15 protein-coding genes are annotated in these 14,652 nt (G+C 63.8%); 6 read left to right on the top strand and 9 right to left on the bottom strand.

Annotated elements, in window-relative coordinates; genetic code table 11:
* Nucleotides 1-39: 39 nt before the first annotated feature.
* The 3 genes from AC1TPF_RS22465 to AC1TPF_RS22475 all read right to left on the bottom strand — a co-directional run bounded on the left by AC1TPF_RS22465 (nucleotide 40) and on the right by AC1TPF_RS22475 (nucleotide 2,242).
* Entirely contained in the window at nucleotides 40-1,032 is a 993-nt protein-coding gene (locus AC1TPF_RS22465; RefSeq protein WP_482140677.1) for an acyl-ACP desaturase, read from the bottom strand.
* 199 nt (nucleotides 1,033-1,231) lie between these two features.
* Nucleotides 1,232-1,732 (bottom strand): nuclear transport factor 2 family protein, encoded by a 501-nt coding sequence (locus AC1TPF_RS22470; protein WP_482140675.1) that lies wholly within the window; start codon nucleotides 1,730-1,732, stop codon nucleotides 1,232-1,234.
* Between the two features lie 45 nt (nucleotides 1,733-1,777).
* Complete coding sequence (locus tag AC1TPF_RS22475) at nucleotides 1,778-2,242, bottom strand: DUF8021 domain-containing protein (protein ID WP_482140673.1); 465 nt, start codon at nucleotides 2,240-2,242, stop codon at nucleotides 1,778-1,780.
* Between the two features lie 157 nt (nucleotides 2,243-2,399).
* On the opposite strand from AC1TPF_RS22475, the gene AC1TPF_RS22480 reads away from it, so the two are divergent.
* The 4 genes from AC1TPF_RS22480 (at nucleotide 2,400) to AC1TPF_RS22495 (ending at nucleotide 7,539) form a co-directional block, all read left to right on the top strand.
* Nucleotides 2,400-4,400, top strand: coding sequence for a serine/threonine-protein kinase (locus AC1TPF_RS22480; RefSeq protein ID WP_482145355.1), 2,001 nt, complete (start codon nucleotides 2,400-2,402; stop codon nucleotides 4,398-4,400).
* Nucleotides 4,397-5,212, top strand: coding sequence for a hypothetical protein (locus tag AC1TPF_RS22485; RefSeq protein ID WP_482140669.1), 816 nt, complete (start codon nucleotides 4,397-4,399; stop codon nucleotides 5,210-5,212). Before AC1TPF_RS22480 ends, AC1TPF_RS22485 begins: the two co-directional genes overlap by 4 nt.
* 135 nt (nucleotides 5,213-5,347) lie before the next feature.
* A complete protein-coding gene (locus AC1TPF_RS22490; protein WP_482141436.1) occupies nucleotides 5,348-6,850 on the top strand; it encodes an LVIVD repeat-containing protein in 1,503 nt (500 codons plus the stop codon).
* Complete coding sequence (locus tag AC1TPF_RS22495; RefSeq protein WP_482145356.1) at nucleotides 6,847-7,539, top strand: DUF305 domain-containing protein; 693 nt, start codon at nucleotides 6,847-6,849, stop codon at nucleotides 7,537-7,539. Before AC1TPF_RS22490 ends, AC1TPF_RS22495 begins: the two co-directional genes overlap by 4 nt.
* 57 nt (nucleotides 7,540-7,596) lie before the next feature.
* On the opposite strand, the gene AC1TPF_RS22500 is transcribed toward AC1TPF_RS22495, so the two are convergent.
* The 4 genes from AC1TPF_RS22500 to AC1TPF_RS22515 form a co-directional block, all read right to left on the bottom strand.
* Nucleotides 7,597-7,752, bottom strand: coding sequence for a hypothetical protein (locus tag AC1TPF_RS22500; protein ID WP_482140665.1), 156 nt, complete (start codon nucleotides 7,750-7,752; stop codon nucleotides 7,597-7,599).
* Nucleotides 7,753-7,832: 80 nt separating this feature from the next.
* Nucleotides 7,833-8,753 carry an alpha/beta fold hydrolase gene (locus AC1TPF_RS22505; protein WP_482145357.1) on the bottom strand — a complete coding sequence of 307 codons (921 nt, stop codon included), beginning with the start codon at nucleotides 8,751-8,753 and terminating at the stop codon, nucleotides 7,833-7,835.
* A gap of 66 nt (nucleotides 8,754-8,819) precedes the next feature.
* Entirely contained in the window at nucleotides 8,820-10,067 is a 1,248-nt protein-coding gene (locus AC1TPF_RS22510) for an MFS transporter (RefSeq protein WP_482145563.1), read from the bottom strand.
* Between the two features lie 130 nt (nucleotides 10,068-10,197).
* Nucleotides 10,198-11,670 carry an NCS2 family permease gene (locus AC1TPF_RS22515; RefSeq protein WP_482145358.1) on the bottom strand — a complete coding sequence of 491 codons (1,473 nt, stop codon included), beginning with the start codon at nucleotides 11,668-11,670 and terminating at the stop codon, nucleotides 10,198-10,200.
* A gap of 243 nt (nucleotides 11,671-11,913) precedes the next feature.
* Here AC1TPF_RS22515 and AC1TPF_RS22520 point away from each other — a divergent pair, with 243 nt between their 5' ends.
* Both AC1TPF_RS22520 and AC1TPF_RS22525 read left to right on the top strand, forming a co-directional pair.
* Complete coding sequence (locus AC1TPF_RS22520; RefSeq protein ID WP_482145359.1) at nucleotides 11,914-12,657, top strand: HemK2/MTQ2 family protein methyltransferase; 744 nt, start codon at nucleotides 11,914-11,916, stop codon at nucleotides 12,655-12,657.
* Nucleotides 12,654-12,863 (top strand): CDGSH iron-sulfur domain-containing protein, encoded by a 210-nt coding sequence (locus AC1TPF_RS22525; RefSeq protein ID WP_482145360.1) that lies wholly within the window; start codon nucleotides 12,654-12,656, stop codon nucleotides 12,861-12,863. Before AC1TPF_RS22520 ends, AC1TPF_RS22525 begins: the two co-directional genes overlap by 4 nt.
* Nucleotides 12,864-12,874: 11 nt before the next feature.
* Here the strand turns inward: AC1TPF_RS22525 and AC1TPF_RS22530 are convergent, their stop codons facing one another.
* Together AC1TPF_RS22530 and AC1TPF_RS22535 are read right to left on the bottom strand one after the other, a co-directional pair.
* Nucleotides 12,875-13,885, bottom strand: coding sequence for an iron-containing redox enzyme family protein (locus AC1TPF_RS22530; protein WP_482145361.1), 1,011 nt, complete (start codon nucleotides 13,883-13,885; stop codon nucleotides 12,875-12,877).
* A 71-nt stretch (nucleotides 13,886-13,956) separates the two neighbouring features.
* On the bottom strand, nucleotides 13,957-14,610 hold the full coding sequence (locus tag AC1TPF_RS22535) for an NUDIX hydrolase (protein WP_482140654.1): 654 nt from the start codon (nucleotides 14,608-14,610) through the stop codon (nucleotides 13,957-13,959).
* Between the last annotated feature and the right edge of the window lie 42 nt (nucleotides 14,611-14,652).

Here is a 14,652-nt window from a genome sequence, read left to right on the forward strand (position 1 = left end):
GTGTCTGGCAGTAGCGCGGTCAGTTCAGTGATTTTCTGTTTAGGAAGCGGCAGCGGCTTTTTCGCGCTTGGCGGCTTCGCGCGCCAGCGAACGATCACGCATTTCTTCGAACTTGAGGGTGTCGGCTTCGAGCTTCTCGAGGAAGGCCCCGAGATCCTCGCGGAGCTTCTGGCCCTCGGGTCCGAAGTCGTCGCGCTCGAAGATGTTCCACTTGCGCAGGACGGGCTGGACAACCTCTTCGAGGTGCTGACGCAGGTCATAGATGCCGTGCTTGGCCATCAGGACACCGTTGCGGCGGAAGTTGGGCATGCCGGCGCCGGGCATCTGGAAGTTGGACACGATCTCGTAGATCGCCTTCATCGCCTGATCCGGGACCAGATCGAGGGCTGCACCGCAGATGTTGCGGTAGAAGACCATGTGCAGGTTCTCGTCAGCGGCGATGCGCTGCAGCATCCGATCGGCGATGGGGTCGTTGCAGGCCTTGCCGGTGTTGCGGTGCGAGACGCGGGTGGCAAGTTCCTGGAAGGTCACGTATGCGACCGACCGGAGGATGCCTGCTGCCTCTTCGCCCAATTCGTCGGCGCGGTCGCCGGCGGCCTGTAGCGGCGAATAGCCGTTGGTCATGTGGATCATGCGGGCCTCTTCGAGGGCCACGGGATCGACACCGCGGGTGACCACGAGGTAGTCACGCATCACGATGCCGTGCCGGTTCTCTTCCGCGGTCCAACGGCCGACCCAGTGGCCCCACGCGTCGTCCATCGAGAAGTTCTCGGCGATCTCGCGGTGGTAGGACGGCAGGTTGTCCTCGGTCAGCAGGTTGGTGACCATGGCGGCCTTGGCAACCTCGTTGAGCTGCGACTGCTCGGGATCCCAGTCGACGCCACCGAGCGCGGCGAAGTTCTGGCCGTCGTCCCACGGCACGTAGTCGTGGGGATGCCAATCCCTGGTCGTGCGCAGGTGGCGGTTGACGTTTTCTTCGGCCGCCGGTGACAGTTCCTTCAGTAGCTCAAGTTGGGTCAACTCGCGTGCCATCAGATATTCCTCCAGGAAGGGCTAGGCTGTAAGGCTTCAGGGTACGGGATCGTGATGCCGTCACCCAAGTTGTTGCGCGGCGCGCTCGGCCAGTAAAAGCGGCGCCACACCAGCTGTTATCAGTACCTCAGGGGCGTCGTGCCCGCGCAAGTCAGTGTTACCTGACATTGTGGGATTGTGGTGCAGCTAACGCGGGGCTTCAGACATATTTACCGAACTTGATGAGCCATTCAGAAGCCTCTTCGGTGAGATTTCCCAGCTCCTGCGCCCTATTGCACCAGGCTTTGGCCGCCTGGGCAAACTCTGCGGGGTTGTATACGTCTTCTTCTTTTGCCCATAGGCCGTCGCCGCCGTACGTCAGGATCGTGATGTTCGTGGCCGTGATGACGCTGCCGTCGCCGGGGTCACGCATGGGGTTGTCGATCTCACAGATCACCCGGCCGGTGTCGGGATCGATCACGTGCCACAACGAGATGTATCCGACCATGTGATTCCCGGGGAAGCGTCCCATCGTCTTGTTGACCCACGCCCGGATCTCCTCGCGTCCTTTGAACGTGCCCAGCGCGTGTTCGACATAGTCGGCGTCCTCGGTGAACTGGTCGGCCCACCGATTCCAGTCGCCAGTGACCGCGACCGCGTCGTTGACCGCCTTGAACTTGCTGAACTCCGACTCGAGTTCAGCCTTGGTGAACTGCCCCATCTGCTCTGTCTCCCCTGGTCGTCAAAGGTGTCCGCCTGCTGCCGCTCAGGCGAGGTGGACGGTGATCGTCGCATCGATCCGTTTGATCCGGCACTGGTCGTCGAAGGCGAATGTTTCGTCGACGGTGGCTCCGGCGAGGTCGACACCGGCGAAGCCGTAGTCGAGGTCGTACACCGATCGCACCAGATTGCCGTGCTGGCGCCACGTCGCGTTCCTGATTCCGGTGATGCCGCCGTACTGCAGGTGGGCAGCAAGTTCGGCTTTCATGAACGACCCGGAGAAGCCGGTCTGCAGTCCGTTCTCGAATCGGATGACGTCCTCCGCCAGTGGTACGTCGTAGGCGAGTCGTGGATCGGCAAGCGCGGCAACGTACGTCTGTGCCCCGACGCGTTGCGCGTCGGCCGTGCAGGTTGTGCTCTGATCGCCGGCCATGGCGGGTGTCGGCGTCGTCAGCAGCGCAGCCCCGATCAATGCAGCGCCGACGAGGAACCGGGATCCGGCAGATTTCATGAGAGTAAGCGTATGTGCTCAATCCGCTGGGCGGGGAATTTCTTCGTGATCGATCAGACGGACTAATCGCTGTTCGAGTCCTGGTGTGCCATCGGCGGCTGTCGATAGTATCGACCGCATCTCGCCGCCGGCGGGTGACGAGAAAGGTCGAGTGGCTATGAGTGTGGCGATCGGGTCTCACATCGGTGGCTATCAGATCCTCGAGTTGATCGGCCGTGGCGGAATGGGTGAGGTCTACAAGGCCCAGCACCCGCGACTTCCGCGCGCCGACGCGATCAAACTTCTCAACAGCACCTACGGCGGCGACCCGGACACCCGTGCACGGTTCGAGCGCGAGGCAGACCTGGTCGCGCCGCTGAGTCATCCGAACCTGGTGAATGTGCTCGATCGTGGCACGCACGAGGGCCAGTTGTGGATCGCGATGGAGTTCGTGCCCGGCACGGATGCGGCCCAAATGCTGTCGGGCGGACCGCTTCACCCGCGTCTGGCGGTCACGATCATCGCGAAGGTCGCCGACGGTCTCGACTACGCGCATCGCAAAGGACTTCTCCATCGCGACGTCAAACCCGGCAACATCCTGATCACGCCCGGTTCCGATCCGATGAATCCGGACGCGGTGAAACTCACGGATTTCGGGATCGCGCGGATGGCGCAGGAAACCGACAGCAGCCTGACCTCGGTCGGTATGACGGTGGGAACGCTGCGGTACAGCGCGCCCGAGCAGGTAGGTGGGGAGGAGATCGATCACCGCGCCGATATCTACGCGCTGGGTTGCAGCCTCTACGAACTCCTCACGGCCACAGCGCCGTTCGATGCCCCGACGAGTCAGGGGCTGATGGCTGCGCACATGTTCAACCCGCCGCCCAATCCGGCGGCTGCCAATCCCGCGGTCCCGGCGGCCATGGCTGCGGTGATCGCCCGGGCGATGGCCAAAAAGCCCGCCGACCGATTCAACTCCGGACGAGAACTCGCCGAGGCTGCGCAAGAGGCATTGCAGGGCGGCGGGGCTCAACAGAGCACCCGGGCACAACATGCTTTTGCGCCGATCCCGGGGAATGTGGTTCTGCCGCAACCAGGTCCGTCCCATGCGGGTCATCATGGCCCGGCGCCCGCGACGGCCGCGATCACCTATCCACCGTCGGCGAATCTGGTTCGGCCCCAGTCGAATCCGTACCAATCAAATCCCGGTCATTCCGGTGGTGGCACGGGGTACCAGGGCGGCCCGCCGGTCGGCGGACATTCGTCGCCATCGAGTCCGCAGGTGCCGAGCGGGCAGTATCCGAATTACAGCCAGACCACACCGCCACCGGGAGGTCCGCCGGGTGTGGGCTTCGTCCCCTTTGGTGCGGCCTCCGGGGGGCCGGGGCACAAGCCGCCGTGGTTCAAGCGTGCTCCGGTGATGGCAGGCCCGATCGTGGCTCTCGCTGTGGTTGTCGGAGTTGTTGTGGGGCTGTTGATGTTCGGTGGTGGCGATGCGCTTGCCACGCCGGGACAACCCACCGCAGAAGTCGGTGAGACCGCGGTGGACATCAGCTGGCCTGCCGTCGACGGCGCTTCCGAATACGCGCTGCGCCAAGGAGAAACAGTCATCTACGTCGGTAGTGATCCCCGGTATTCGCAGCCGGTGCCACTACCGGGTGCATACACGTATTCGGTGTCGGCCCGTTCCGGCGACCGCGATGCCTCCCCATATGGTCCGGCCAGTGGGGAAGTCGTGGTGACGCAGCGCTGGCATGGGGTCGAGGAGCTGGCGGCGGCCTTCGGAGACATCGTGGGTCCGAGCCCGCTGTCGACCGACACCGTCACCGGGGAGGCGTGCTGGGGTGGTGTCGGATCGGTCGACGCCGATGTTCCCAAAACCGGCACCATCCTGTGTCATTCCACCGAAGGTGAGTACTCGGTGCGGTTGCGGGAGTTCGAATCCAAGCAGGCGCGGGATGATTACCTCAACAGCCTGGACCTTCAGACGGCCACGGTCACCACCGACAAGGGTGTACGCGGGTTGCTCTACCAGGGTGACGGACCGAAGAGCGACTGGGCGGGCACGTTGCTCTTCGCTTTCGACGACCCCGATCTCGAGAAGTACGACGTTTCGGTGGTCATGGACAACGGCAAGAATGCCGATGCCGCGGCCGTACTCGATGAGCTCCCGCTGTGAAGCGCTGGGCGTGGCCACTGGTGGTGGTCGGTGCGGTCGTGGCGCTGGTGGTCGCAATGGCGGTCACCTATTTTGTCCGGGGCGCAGGAGATGTCGCGGAGCCGTCCAGCATCAAGGCCGCCCAGGAAGGTGGCGTGGTGAAGGTGACATGGTCTGCGGATTCCGATGCCGAGTCGTTCTTGCTGAGTCGGGGCACCGAGGTTGTGTACACGGGTTCGGATCGTGAGTTCACCGACGCCTCCGCCGTCGCTCCGGAAGGTTCGACAACGGTCGAGTATTCGGTCCGAGCGGTCGACGACAAGGGCCGGCTGTCAGAACCCAGCGCCGGAGCCACCGTCGAGGTCGGAGCCGGGTGGGGTTTGCTTGCGCAACCTGCGGCGGAACTCGCCGAACTGCTTCCTGCCGCTCCGTCTGAGGAAGGCTGGAACGCGATGATGTGCGAGACCAGGTTCGATGCCCTTCCTCCCGAAGAGGGGACCGACCGTGACGGCTCGGGTGAACTGTTCATCAAGGGTGGCTTCCGATGTGCCCTGGAGGTCGACGGCACCGAGTACGACCTCTGGACGGACTTCTATGTCAGCCCGGAGCAGCTCGAGTCGCGGATGACGGAGATCCGTGGCTGGACCGATGTCCGCAGCACCACCTGGCAAGGGGGTCGAGCCGTGGTGGGTGACCCTGTCGGAGAGACCAAGTGGATCGGGTTGACGGTCGACTCTCATCCCGGCGTCTATATCGAACTCGGCGCGGTGGACACCGGGACCACGGTGGACGAACTCACTGCATTGGCCAACAGCCTGCCTGTCATCAACTGACGCCAGAATCGGCAAATCCCCCCTTCGCCGGACCTCTCGGCGGTACTGTCCGCGACAGCACAATGTGGTGCGTCCGGAGGGGGACACGTGTCGCGGGATGAAATCGTTCGCGCTTTGAGTCGGGTTGCGGTGACGATGACGATGGTGTTGGCCGGCTTGGCTGTGGCCGGTCCGGCCGTCGCGACAGCACCGCCTGGCTACAACGACCTCACCGATGTCTGGCCGACCGCGGTTGCGCCGGCCTCGTGTCGCGAGGGCGACCGGGTGGAGACGGGGATCCAGGGCGAAGTCCCGCTGGCCGACCGCAAGTCGGGGCGCAGCACCCAGGGCTACAACTGCAACCTCGATCTGATCGGGCAGTATCAGGGGCAGGGCGCCGGCATCGTCAGCGCCACCTACAAGAACTGTTCGTACACCGGGTCGACATTTCCGGCAAGCTTCCTCGGACCAAATCCGGGGGTGCAAGTCATTGACGCGTCAGATCCGCGAACCCCGAAACTCTCCGCGGTGCTCACCGAACCAGCCATGGTGGGTGGCACGTGGGAGTCGTTGAAGGTCAACCAGAAACGCGGTCTCCTGGTCGGGACCGGGGTCGGGATTCTCGAGGGCGGCGGCTACATCTCGGTCTACGACATTTCCGGCGATTGCGCCCACCCGCGACTGCTGAACACCGGCGCAGGCTCCCAATTGAGCATGCCGATGCCGATCACCACCCACGAGGGCGACTTCTCGCCGGACGGAAACACCTACTGGGCATCCGGTATCGCTCCGGGGTATCTCAGTGCCGTCGACCTCACCGATCCTCGTAACCCGATGATCGTCTGGTCGGGGATCACCGGAGTCGAAGCCCACGGCATGGGATTCTCGCCCGATGGCAACACCCTATATTTGGCGAACCTGTTCGGACTGACGGTCATCGACGTCACCGATGTTCAGAACCGCAAGCCCAGAACCATTGTGCCCCAGCTGATGCCGCATCTCGGAGAGAAGTACTGGGCCGATGGTCAGGTCACGCAGCACAACATCTACGCGACGTATGACGGCCGGCCATTTCTCTTCTCGGTCGACGAGGCCGGTTCGGGCGGCGTCAAATTGTTCGACGCGAGCAACTCGGCAAATCTCACGCAGCGCAACGCCATCAAGCTGGCGATCAACCTGCCCGAGAATGCGAACCGCTGGGCGCAGAGTACGGCCGGCAACGGGGTCTTCGGCTACGACGCGCACTACTGCGCCATCGATCGCCGGGTCGATCCGACTGCCATGGCCTGTGGCTGGATTCAGTCGGGCATCCGGGTCTTCGACATCAGAGATCCTGATCATTTCCGAGAGATCGCGTACTTCAACCCTCCGGCACAGCGTGGCAAGGTCGGGCAGCTCACCAATTCGAGTCATGCGTTGTTCGGTTCGGTCGAGTTGCCGGCAATTCTCGGCACGCTCGCGGTGGCCCGCGCAGTGCTGCAGGGGGAAGCGCGCGCAGATGGGATCATCAGCGATCAGAACCGGTTGGCAGGCGGCGACCTCTCGGCCGATTGGTGTCTGTCACCCCCGGAGTTCCACGGCGACCAACTGTGGGTGACGTGCATGGACAATGGGTTCATGACCTTGCAGCTGGATCCCTCGGTGTACCCGCCGCGGTGACCGAATCAACCCTTCGTCGCTGGTGGTGGCCCGCCTCGGCTCTGGTGATCACCTTGATCATCGGACTGGGTATCGGGCTGGCCATCAGCCCCGATAACGACACCGCGCAGCCACAGACGGAAGCTACCGCGGTGGATATCGGTTTTGCCCAGGACATGTCGGCGCATCACCAGCAGGCGATCATGATGACCGACATGATGTCGGTCGACAGTTCGCCGGATGTACGTGGCCTGGTGAATCAGCTCAAGGCCGCCCAGTGGCGCGAGATCGGCCAGATGACCGGATGGCTGCAGATGCTCGATGCGCCGTTGCAGAGTGATCAGACGATGAGCTGGATGAAGCCGGAAGACCATGGCCACATGGGGACGGCCCAGGCGGCGCCCGATGGAACGGCCCCGGCCGGGCATGACGATTCCACTGCGACAGCCATGCCGGGTACCGCCAATGGCGACGAGCTCACAGCGTTGCACGACGCCGCGGGCGTAGAGGCGGAGATCCTGTTCCTGCAGTTGATGATCCGTCATCATCAGGGCGGGATCGACATGGCGGCCCACGCCAGCCAGGAGGCCGGGGATCCCGCGATCCGGCGGGCTGCGACAGCCATGGTCAAAGAGCAGTCCGAAGAGATCGGCGTGATGACGGTGATGCTCAACCAGCGCGGCGGACAAGCGCTGCCGTACCCGTCCTGATCGTCGAGCGGGCCGAAAGTGCCGTCGAACGGGCCCATGTGTCGCTCAATCGAAGGTTCAGGCAGGCTCTTTCGGGTTCTCCTCGTCCTCTTCGTCGTGGTCGGGGTCAAGCGGATCGACTCCGTCGACACCTTCGAGGACGGTCAGTTCCTGCTCGGCGGACGCGACGAACTCCTTGGCTTCTTCTTTGATCTTGCGCACCCAGTCGGACATCGTTTGCCTCTCTGATCGGTCGAGGTATCTGATCGAGACCCGAGAACAGCGTACGTCCCGCATGTGTACGGCGAGCGGGGTCAGGGGATGAGGATCCCGGTCTGCTGATCCCACACGCTCATCAGCTCGGCGAGGATGTCGACGGCCATGCCGAGTCCGCCGAGGTGGCTTTCCCCGGTCATGGTGACGAGTTTCGCGTCGGCCAGCAATCCCACCACGTGCTCGCCATGTGCGTGCGGGATGATGTGGTCGCGATCGCCGTGCCACCATCGCACCGGTCCGGTTATATCGCTGACCAAGAAGCCCCAATCACGGCAGAACACAACAACATCGGCGAACGGTGCTTCCATTTGTTTGCGGCCGCCGTTGAGTAGGTCGTCGAGGAACATGGCCTTGAATTCGGGACGCTGCAGCAGTTCGCGGTCGGCGGCGGGGGAGAAGCGACCGTAGAGTCCGATGGCGGGTTCGGCCACCGGGCGGGCCACACGGAGAAATGAGCTCAGCACCCGACCGATCGGCATCCCCAGCGTCGGGAGCAGCGGCGCGAGCAGCTTGCCGAACTCCATCGCACCGCCGTCGATCGCCTCCGGACCCTGGGTCGGCGCGACCCCGCCGAGGATGCCGGTGACCACCACCCGCTCGGGTATCGCGTCGGCGACGGCCAGCGCGTACGGGCCACCGCCGGACAGTCCGATCACGGCAAAGCGTCCGATACCCAGGATGTCGGCAATCGTCGAGACGTCGTCGGCGAACGCATGGACGGACCCGTAACGGTGCGGGGTCGACGATCCGACGCCGGGACGGTCGAGGCCGATGATCCGGATGTTCTCGCTTTCGGCGTATCTCCGGGCTTCGATCGGGATCTGTCGCCGGGCACCGGGTGTGCCGTGCAACCAGAAGACGGCCCGGCCGGTGGCGGCACCGAACTCGGCGATACCGATGCGCCGACCTTCACCGACAGCGACGTTGCCCTCGAGCTTGGGCCGTTCGACATCGATCACGCACCCAGGATCGCACTCGATCCGTGCGGGTGGGGGCGAATTCTCGACCGTAGGTCGGGCAGTCCTTCAGCCGACGGTCTCTGTTGTGGACAGACTCAGCTTTCCGCGCTCCAATGTGGGGCGCTGATGAGTGACCTTCAGAAGGACGATGGCGCACACGGTGGCCGAGATCGCGCTGATGATGCCGCCGAGGATCAGCGGCATGCGCGGGTCTGTGATCTCTGCCAGCCAGCCGAGTAGCGGACTTCCGATGGGTGTTCCGCCGAGGAAGCAGAGCATGTAGATGCCCATCACGCGACCACGCATGTCCGAATCGACCGACAGTTGCATGATGTTCATCGCGGCCGTGCTGAAGGCGATGTTGGCAACGCCGACCGGGATCAACATCAAGGCCACCAACGTGAACGTGGGCATGAACCCGACGACGACTTCGAGGATCCCGAAGGCGATCGCTCCGGCAAAGAACTGTCGCAGACGGACGGGTTTGGTACGTCGTGCCGCGACCAGAGCGCCGGCCAGGGTGCCGACCGCGAGCATCGTCGCCAGCAATCCGTAGCCGCCCGCGTTGCCTTCGAAGGTGTTGGCGGTGAGCAGTGACAGGGACAGCGGGAAGTTCAGGCCGAACGTGGAAACCATGAAGATGGTCGCCAGTATCACCATGAGGTGGCGATGTCTGCGGACGTAACGAACGCCGCTGCGGATCGAGCGATCGGTGACCGAACGCGCACCGCGCACCAGTTCACTGCTGCGCATCGCCACGAGTGCGGCCAGAACTGCCACCGAACTGGCGGCGTTGATCAGGAACACCGGACCGGTGCCGAAGAGTGTGATCAACAGCCCGGCGAGCGCGGGGCCGGTGATGCGGGCCGTGTTGAACGTCAGCGAGCTCAGTGCGACCGCGTTGGGCAGCTGTTCGGGGCCGACCATCTCGATGGTGAACGACTGCCGGACCGGGGCATCCATCGCCGAGATGCATCCGAGCGCGAAAGCCAGCACGTAGACGATCGGCAGGGTTGCGGCCCCGCTGACATCGATCACACCCAGGATCAGCGCGCATAGTGCCATCGCGACCTGGGTGCCGATGAGAAGCTTGCGCTTGTCGAACCTGTCGGCGAGGGCACCGGCGGGAAGGGACAGTACGGCGGTGGGGCCGAACTGCAGGGCCATCACGATGCCCACCGCGACCCCGCTGCCGCCGGAGAGTTCGAGGACCAGCCAGTCCTGTGCGATGCGCTGCATCCAGGTGCCGGTCAGCGAGACGACCTGGCCACTTGCCCAGAGCCGATAGTTGCGGACCCCGAGTGACGAGAACATCGCAGGCAGCGTTCGCGAACGCGCCCGGGTCATCTCTCGTCTCTCATGCACCACACCACGTTAGTTGCACAGAACCAACTAAATAAAACTCTCGCCCGCTGCCAACCCCATCACGCCGGCGAACGGCAACTCAGCCGATCAGGTTCTCGATCGGTTCCTTCGCGAAGTAGAGGACGAAGATCGCGGCCACGAACCAGAGCAGCGGGTGGATGGTGCGCACCTTGCCGCGGGCGGTCGCGAGGACCACCCAGGAGATGAATCCGACGCCGATGCCGTTGGCGATCGAGTAGGTGAACGGCATGACCACGATCGTCAGGAAACACGGCAACGCGTATTCGAAGCGGGTCAGGTCGATGTCGCGCACCTGCGAGATCATCATCGCGCCGACCACCACGAGGGCCGGGGCCGCGGCTTCGAGCGGAACCATCGAGTACAGCGGCGTGAAGAACATGGCGATCAGGAACAGCACGCCGGTGACCACGTTGGCCAGTCCGGTGCGGGCACCCTCGGCAATACCGGAGGCGGATTCGACGAACACCGTGTTGGAAGATGCTGATCCGATACCACCGGCGATGGCACCGGTGCCCTCGACGACCAGCGCTTTACCGATGTTGGGCAGGTTTCCGTCCTCGTCGGCCAGGTCGGCTTCCTTGCCGAGCCCGGTCATCGTCCCCATGGCGTCGAAGAAGTTCGACAGAACCAACGCGAACACCAGGACGGAGGCGGACAGCACGCCGATGCGGGTGAAGGCGCCGAAAACGTCGACGTCACCGACCAGGCTCAGATTGGGCACATCGCCGATGGAACTGGGGATCTCCGGGATGTTGAGGCTCCATCCCTTGGGGTCGGTCATCGTCGAGTCGAGATCGGCGATCTGCTCGATGATCATCGCCAGGACGGTGGTGGCAACGATTCCGATGAGCAGGCCGCCGCGGACCTTGCGGACCACCAGAACCCCCATGAGCAGGATCCCGAATACGAACAGGAGGGCGGGCCAGGTGGCGACCGAGTTGTTGATGCCCAGGCTCACCGGCACGGTGGTGCCTGCGGCATCGGGGATACGTTGGACGAATCCGGCGTCGACGAAGCCGATGAAGGCGATGAACGCGCCGATACCGGCCGCGATCGCGGCCTTGAGCTCACTGGGGATCGCCCGGAAGACCGCACTCCGGAAACCGGTGACCGCCAGCAGGACGATGATGATGCCGTCGACCACCACCAGTCCCATGGCCTCGGGCCAGGTGACCTGCGGGGCAATGGACACCGCGAGCAGGCTGTTGATGCCGAGGCCGGCGGCAATCGCGAACGGATAGTTGGCGACAAGTCCGAAGACGATCGACATGATGCCGGCAACCAGTGCTGTGACAGCGGCCACTTGGGCCAGGGGGAGGACGTTGCCCAGGACGTCGGCATTCCTCGAGTTGCCGGGAACGCCGCCGATGATGATCGGGTTGAGCACCACGATGTATGCCATCGTGAAGAACGTCACCAAACCGCCACGGATCTCGCGGGAGAGGGTTGAATTGCGTTGGCTGATCTTGAAATACCGGTCGATCGCCGACACCGGTTCTTTCTGTTCGGTGTCGCTGCTCTCGATTGCCATCCCTCGTGCCCATCCCGGTTGACCGACAGTGGCCGAACCGATTCGTTCGAGATCGTACAAAGGATGCGTTGTATGACACAAACCGCTGGGCCTGGCGGTTTCCGTGCCAACTGGTGCGGCGATGCGCGGGGTCGACGCGTTGGTGTTTACAACGTGAGATGACAGGGAATCTCCACGTATACGACCCACCGCGCGAGCCTTGGTGGTGGTCGACCAACCGCAGATCGACGAGGAGCCCGAATAATGGTCGCAGCGCAGCCACTGCCGACAGTTCGTACCGACAACACCAACGATCCGGTGATCGACGTGGCAACGGTTTACGACTCCATCCGCGTACCGGCTGGTGTGTATGCACCTCAGGATGATTCGCGACTGCTGCTGACGGCGCTGGCCGAGCGGAACCTCGTCGCGGGGCGGCGGGTGCTGGATCTCTGTTCGGGCAGTGGCGTGCTTGCCATCGGAGCCGCCGTGCTGGGTGCCGGTCATGTCTCGGCCTTCGACATCTCCGCGCCCGCGGTCGCCTGTGCCCTCGACAACGCAACCGCGTTCGGTGTGGAGGTCGACGCGCGCCAGGGATCGCTACCGGAAGCGCTCGCGCACGGACCGTACGACGTGGTCTTGTCCAACCCGCCTTATGTACCGGACAGCAACGCGCTGCCCGGGAAAGTGGGGCTTACCCGCGCCTGGCATGGTGGCCGCGACGGTCGTTCGCTGCTCGACCCGTTGTGCATCGTCGCCCCGGATCTGTTGGCCGACGAGGGCACACTTCTGTTGGTGCAATCCGAGTTCGCCGATGTCGAACGTTCCGTGACGATGTTGCGTGCAGGCGGATTGAATGCGCGTGTTGTCGAACGTCTGCAGATTCCGTTCGGACCGGTGATGAACACGAATGCGCGGTGGCTCGAAACGGTGGGAATGCTGGAGCCGGGCCATCGTTTTGAAGAACTGTGTGTGATTCGCGCGGACAAGCCGGGCTCGGACGCATGACCTCACCGGTCGATCGGCGGGTGGTCCGGGTGGTGGCCGGAGGCCCGCTCATGGTGGAGGGACCGGTGAGTATCGAGATGCCCGATGGCCGGGTGGTCGAGTCGGACCGGTTCATGGTGGCCATCTGTGCATGCAAGCGCAGCAAGAACTTTCCGCTGTGCGACACCAGCCACCGACGGAAAAGCTCAGCGAATAAAGCGGATTGAAACCTCGGTCCTCAACCGGTTGGGTTGAGGAGCGAGGTCCGGCCGTCGGTCCAGCAAGCCATCAGATGATCGGCGAGTTTGTCTTCCAGGTACAGGAACGCCTTGACGCCGAACACGACGTCGGATTCAATGTCGGGTTCGCGGGCCAGTAGGTCGCCGATCACGTCGTGCCGGACGACTTGTTCGTGCATGGCGTCGGCCTCGACGTGTTCGCGATAGAAGTGCACGCAGGCATCGGGGGCATCAAGGCGTTCGAGCGCGTGTACCAGTCGCTGCGACCCTGGCGGCGAGGTGATTTCGGTGGCCGCGAAGTGTCCGACTGTTGCTCCCCGCCGGTTGCGGTGCAGTCCGAACATAGACATCACGTTCACCAGGGCCAGGGATTCACCAGGCACCTGTTCGATGTAGGCGAGGTAGTCGGAGTTCAGGTCGGCGGCTTCGAGCAGATCGGCGAACAGCTTCTGGTGCACGTGTTCTCCGCGACCACCGCCGTATTCGTCGAACTCGATGGCGACAAACGATGCTTTGGCCTGCCCGGTCAGGCGCGGGATCGCAAACGCGTGCGGGTCGGCTTCCTTCAGGTGATAGATCGAACGATGGATGAAGTACTCGCGCATCTGATCCCAGGTGCCCTGCTCCTTGAGGAACCACGACGGACCGCTGCCGTGTGCCGGTTCGGTCAGTAGTGCGCTGATTGCGTCACCGGCACTGCCGGTGAGATCGATGTCGGCGACCAGTGCGGCGGAGAAGCGGCGCTCGAGTTCGGCCCGGAGCCGCAGCAGGTCGGGATTCCATTCCCAGTCATCGTCGACGTCTGTGAACCCGCGGTAGTGCAGCTCGTAGCAGACGTACAGGGCCAGTTGCAGGTCCAGGCCGTAAGGGTCGCTGTCGCCGGTGTCGACCGACAAATTGGTGCCTGCCGACGACGAGGCCGGACAGGTCAGCGCAGCGATGACCGTCGACGACAACGGACCGCAGGCTCGGGGCAAGGTCCGCGCGATGGAACCCACAGATGTAGTCACTTGGTACTCCTACCCGAGGTCGGGATGTGGGAAACCTGATCGGAGCTGGTGAGACCATTGTCTCCCGCATCTCAGCGCCATGCGAACACCGGCTGCTCCAATTGGTCGACGCGGGTGTGGCGACCGCCGAGAACAACCTCGGCGAACTGGTACATCACCGCTCCGGTCGGGGCATGGATCAGCGATCCGAGCAACGGCATCTGGACCACCGGGCGGTCCGATTCCGGGATGGTGACGAACCGCGGTTCGACCTGCAGGTCGTTCATCGGGATGAAGAACAGGTGGGCGACTTCTCCGGGATTCGGCGTGGTCTCGCGGTCGGGTCCGGCCCAGCAGACGATGGGGGTGATGATGTATCCCGACCTGGTCACATAGTCGTCGAGCCGGCCGAGGACATCCGCGCGATCGACTTCGACGCCGAGTTCCTCATGTAGTTCACGTAGCGCGGCGGTGGCGTAGTCCTCACCCGGGTCGATGCGACCACCGGGCAGCGCGAACTGGCCTGGATGTTCCCGCATCTTCGACGGACGTTTGGTGAGCCAGATGCCGTATTCGCCGTCACGACTGGTCACCGCGAGCACCACGGCTGCTGCCCGGGTGCCGTCGAGTTCGGCGGAGTTGTGGTCGAAGTTCTCCAGCGTGGCGACGATGTTTGCGCGGATCGCTTCGGGATCGCCGGTCTCCCAGAATCTCGAACCCGGAGCCTTCGGTGTTTCGCCGTCCATGTTCCCTACTGTGCCGCATCGGCGACGGGCAGTGGGAGGGCG

The organism is Williamsia sp. Y853 (assembly GCF_056786495.1).

Coding starts and splice junctions, on each gene's coding strand:
- AC1TPF_RS22535 (WP_482140654.1), bottom strand. CDS start 14,610: ATGGACGGCGAAACACCGAAGGCTCCGGGTTCGAGATTCTGGGAGACC.
- AC1TPF_RS22470 (WP_482140675.1), bottom strand. CDS start 1,732: ATGGGGCAGTTCACCAAGGCTGAACTCGAGTCGGAGTTCAGCAAGTTC.
- AC1TPF_RS22500 (WP_482140665.1), bottom strand. CDS start 7,752: ATGTCCGACTGGGTGCGCAAGATCAAAGAAGAAGCCAAGGAGTTCGTC.
- AC1TPF_RS22490 (WP_482141436.1), top strand. CDS start 5,348: ATGACGATGGTGTTGGCCGGCTTGGCTGTGGCCGGTCCGGCCGTCGCG.
- AC1TPF_RS22515 (WP_482145358.1), bottom strand. CDS start 11,670: ATGGCAATCGAGAGCAGCGACACCGAACAGAAAGAACCGGTGTCGGCG.
- AC1TPF_RS22510 (WP_482145563.1), bottom strand. CDS start 10,067: ATGTTCTCGTCACTCGGGGTCCGCAACTATCGGCTCTGGGCAAGTGGC.
- AC1TPF_RS22525 (WP_482145360.1), top strand. CDS start 12,654: ATGACCTCACCGGTCGATCGGCGGGTGGTCCGGGTGGTGGCCGGAGGC.
- AC1TPF_RS22480 (WP_482145355.1), top strand. CDS start 2,400: ATGAGTGTGGCGATCGGGTCTCACATCGGTGGCTATCAGATCCTCGAG.
- AC1TPF_RS22475 (WP_482140673.1), bottom strand. CDS start 2,242: ATGAAATCTGCCGGATCCCGGTTCCTCGTCGGCGCTGCATTGATCGGG.
- AC1TPF_RS22520 (WP_482145359.1), top strand. CDS start 11,914: ATGGTCGCAGCGCAGCCACTGCCGACAGTTCGTACCGACAACACCAAC.
- AC1TPF_RS22465 (WP_482140677.1), bottom strand. CDS start 1,032: ATGGCACGCGAGTTGACCCAACTTGAGCTACTGAAGGAACTGTCACCG.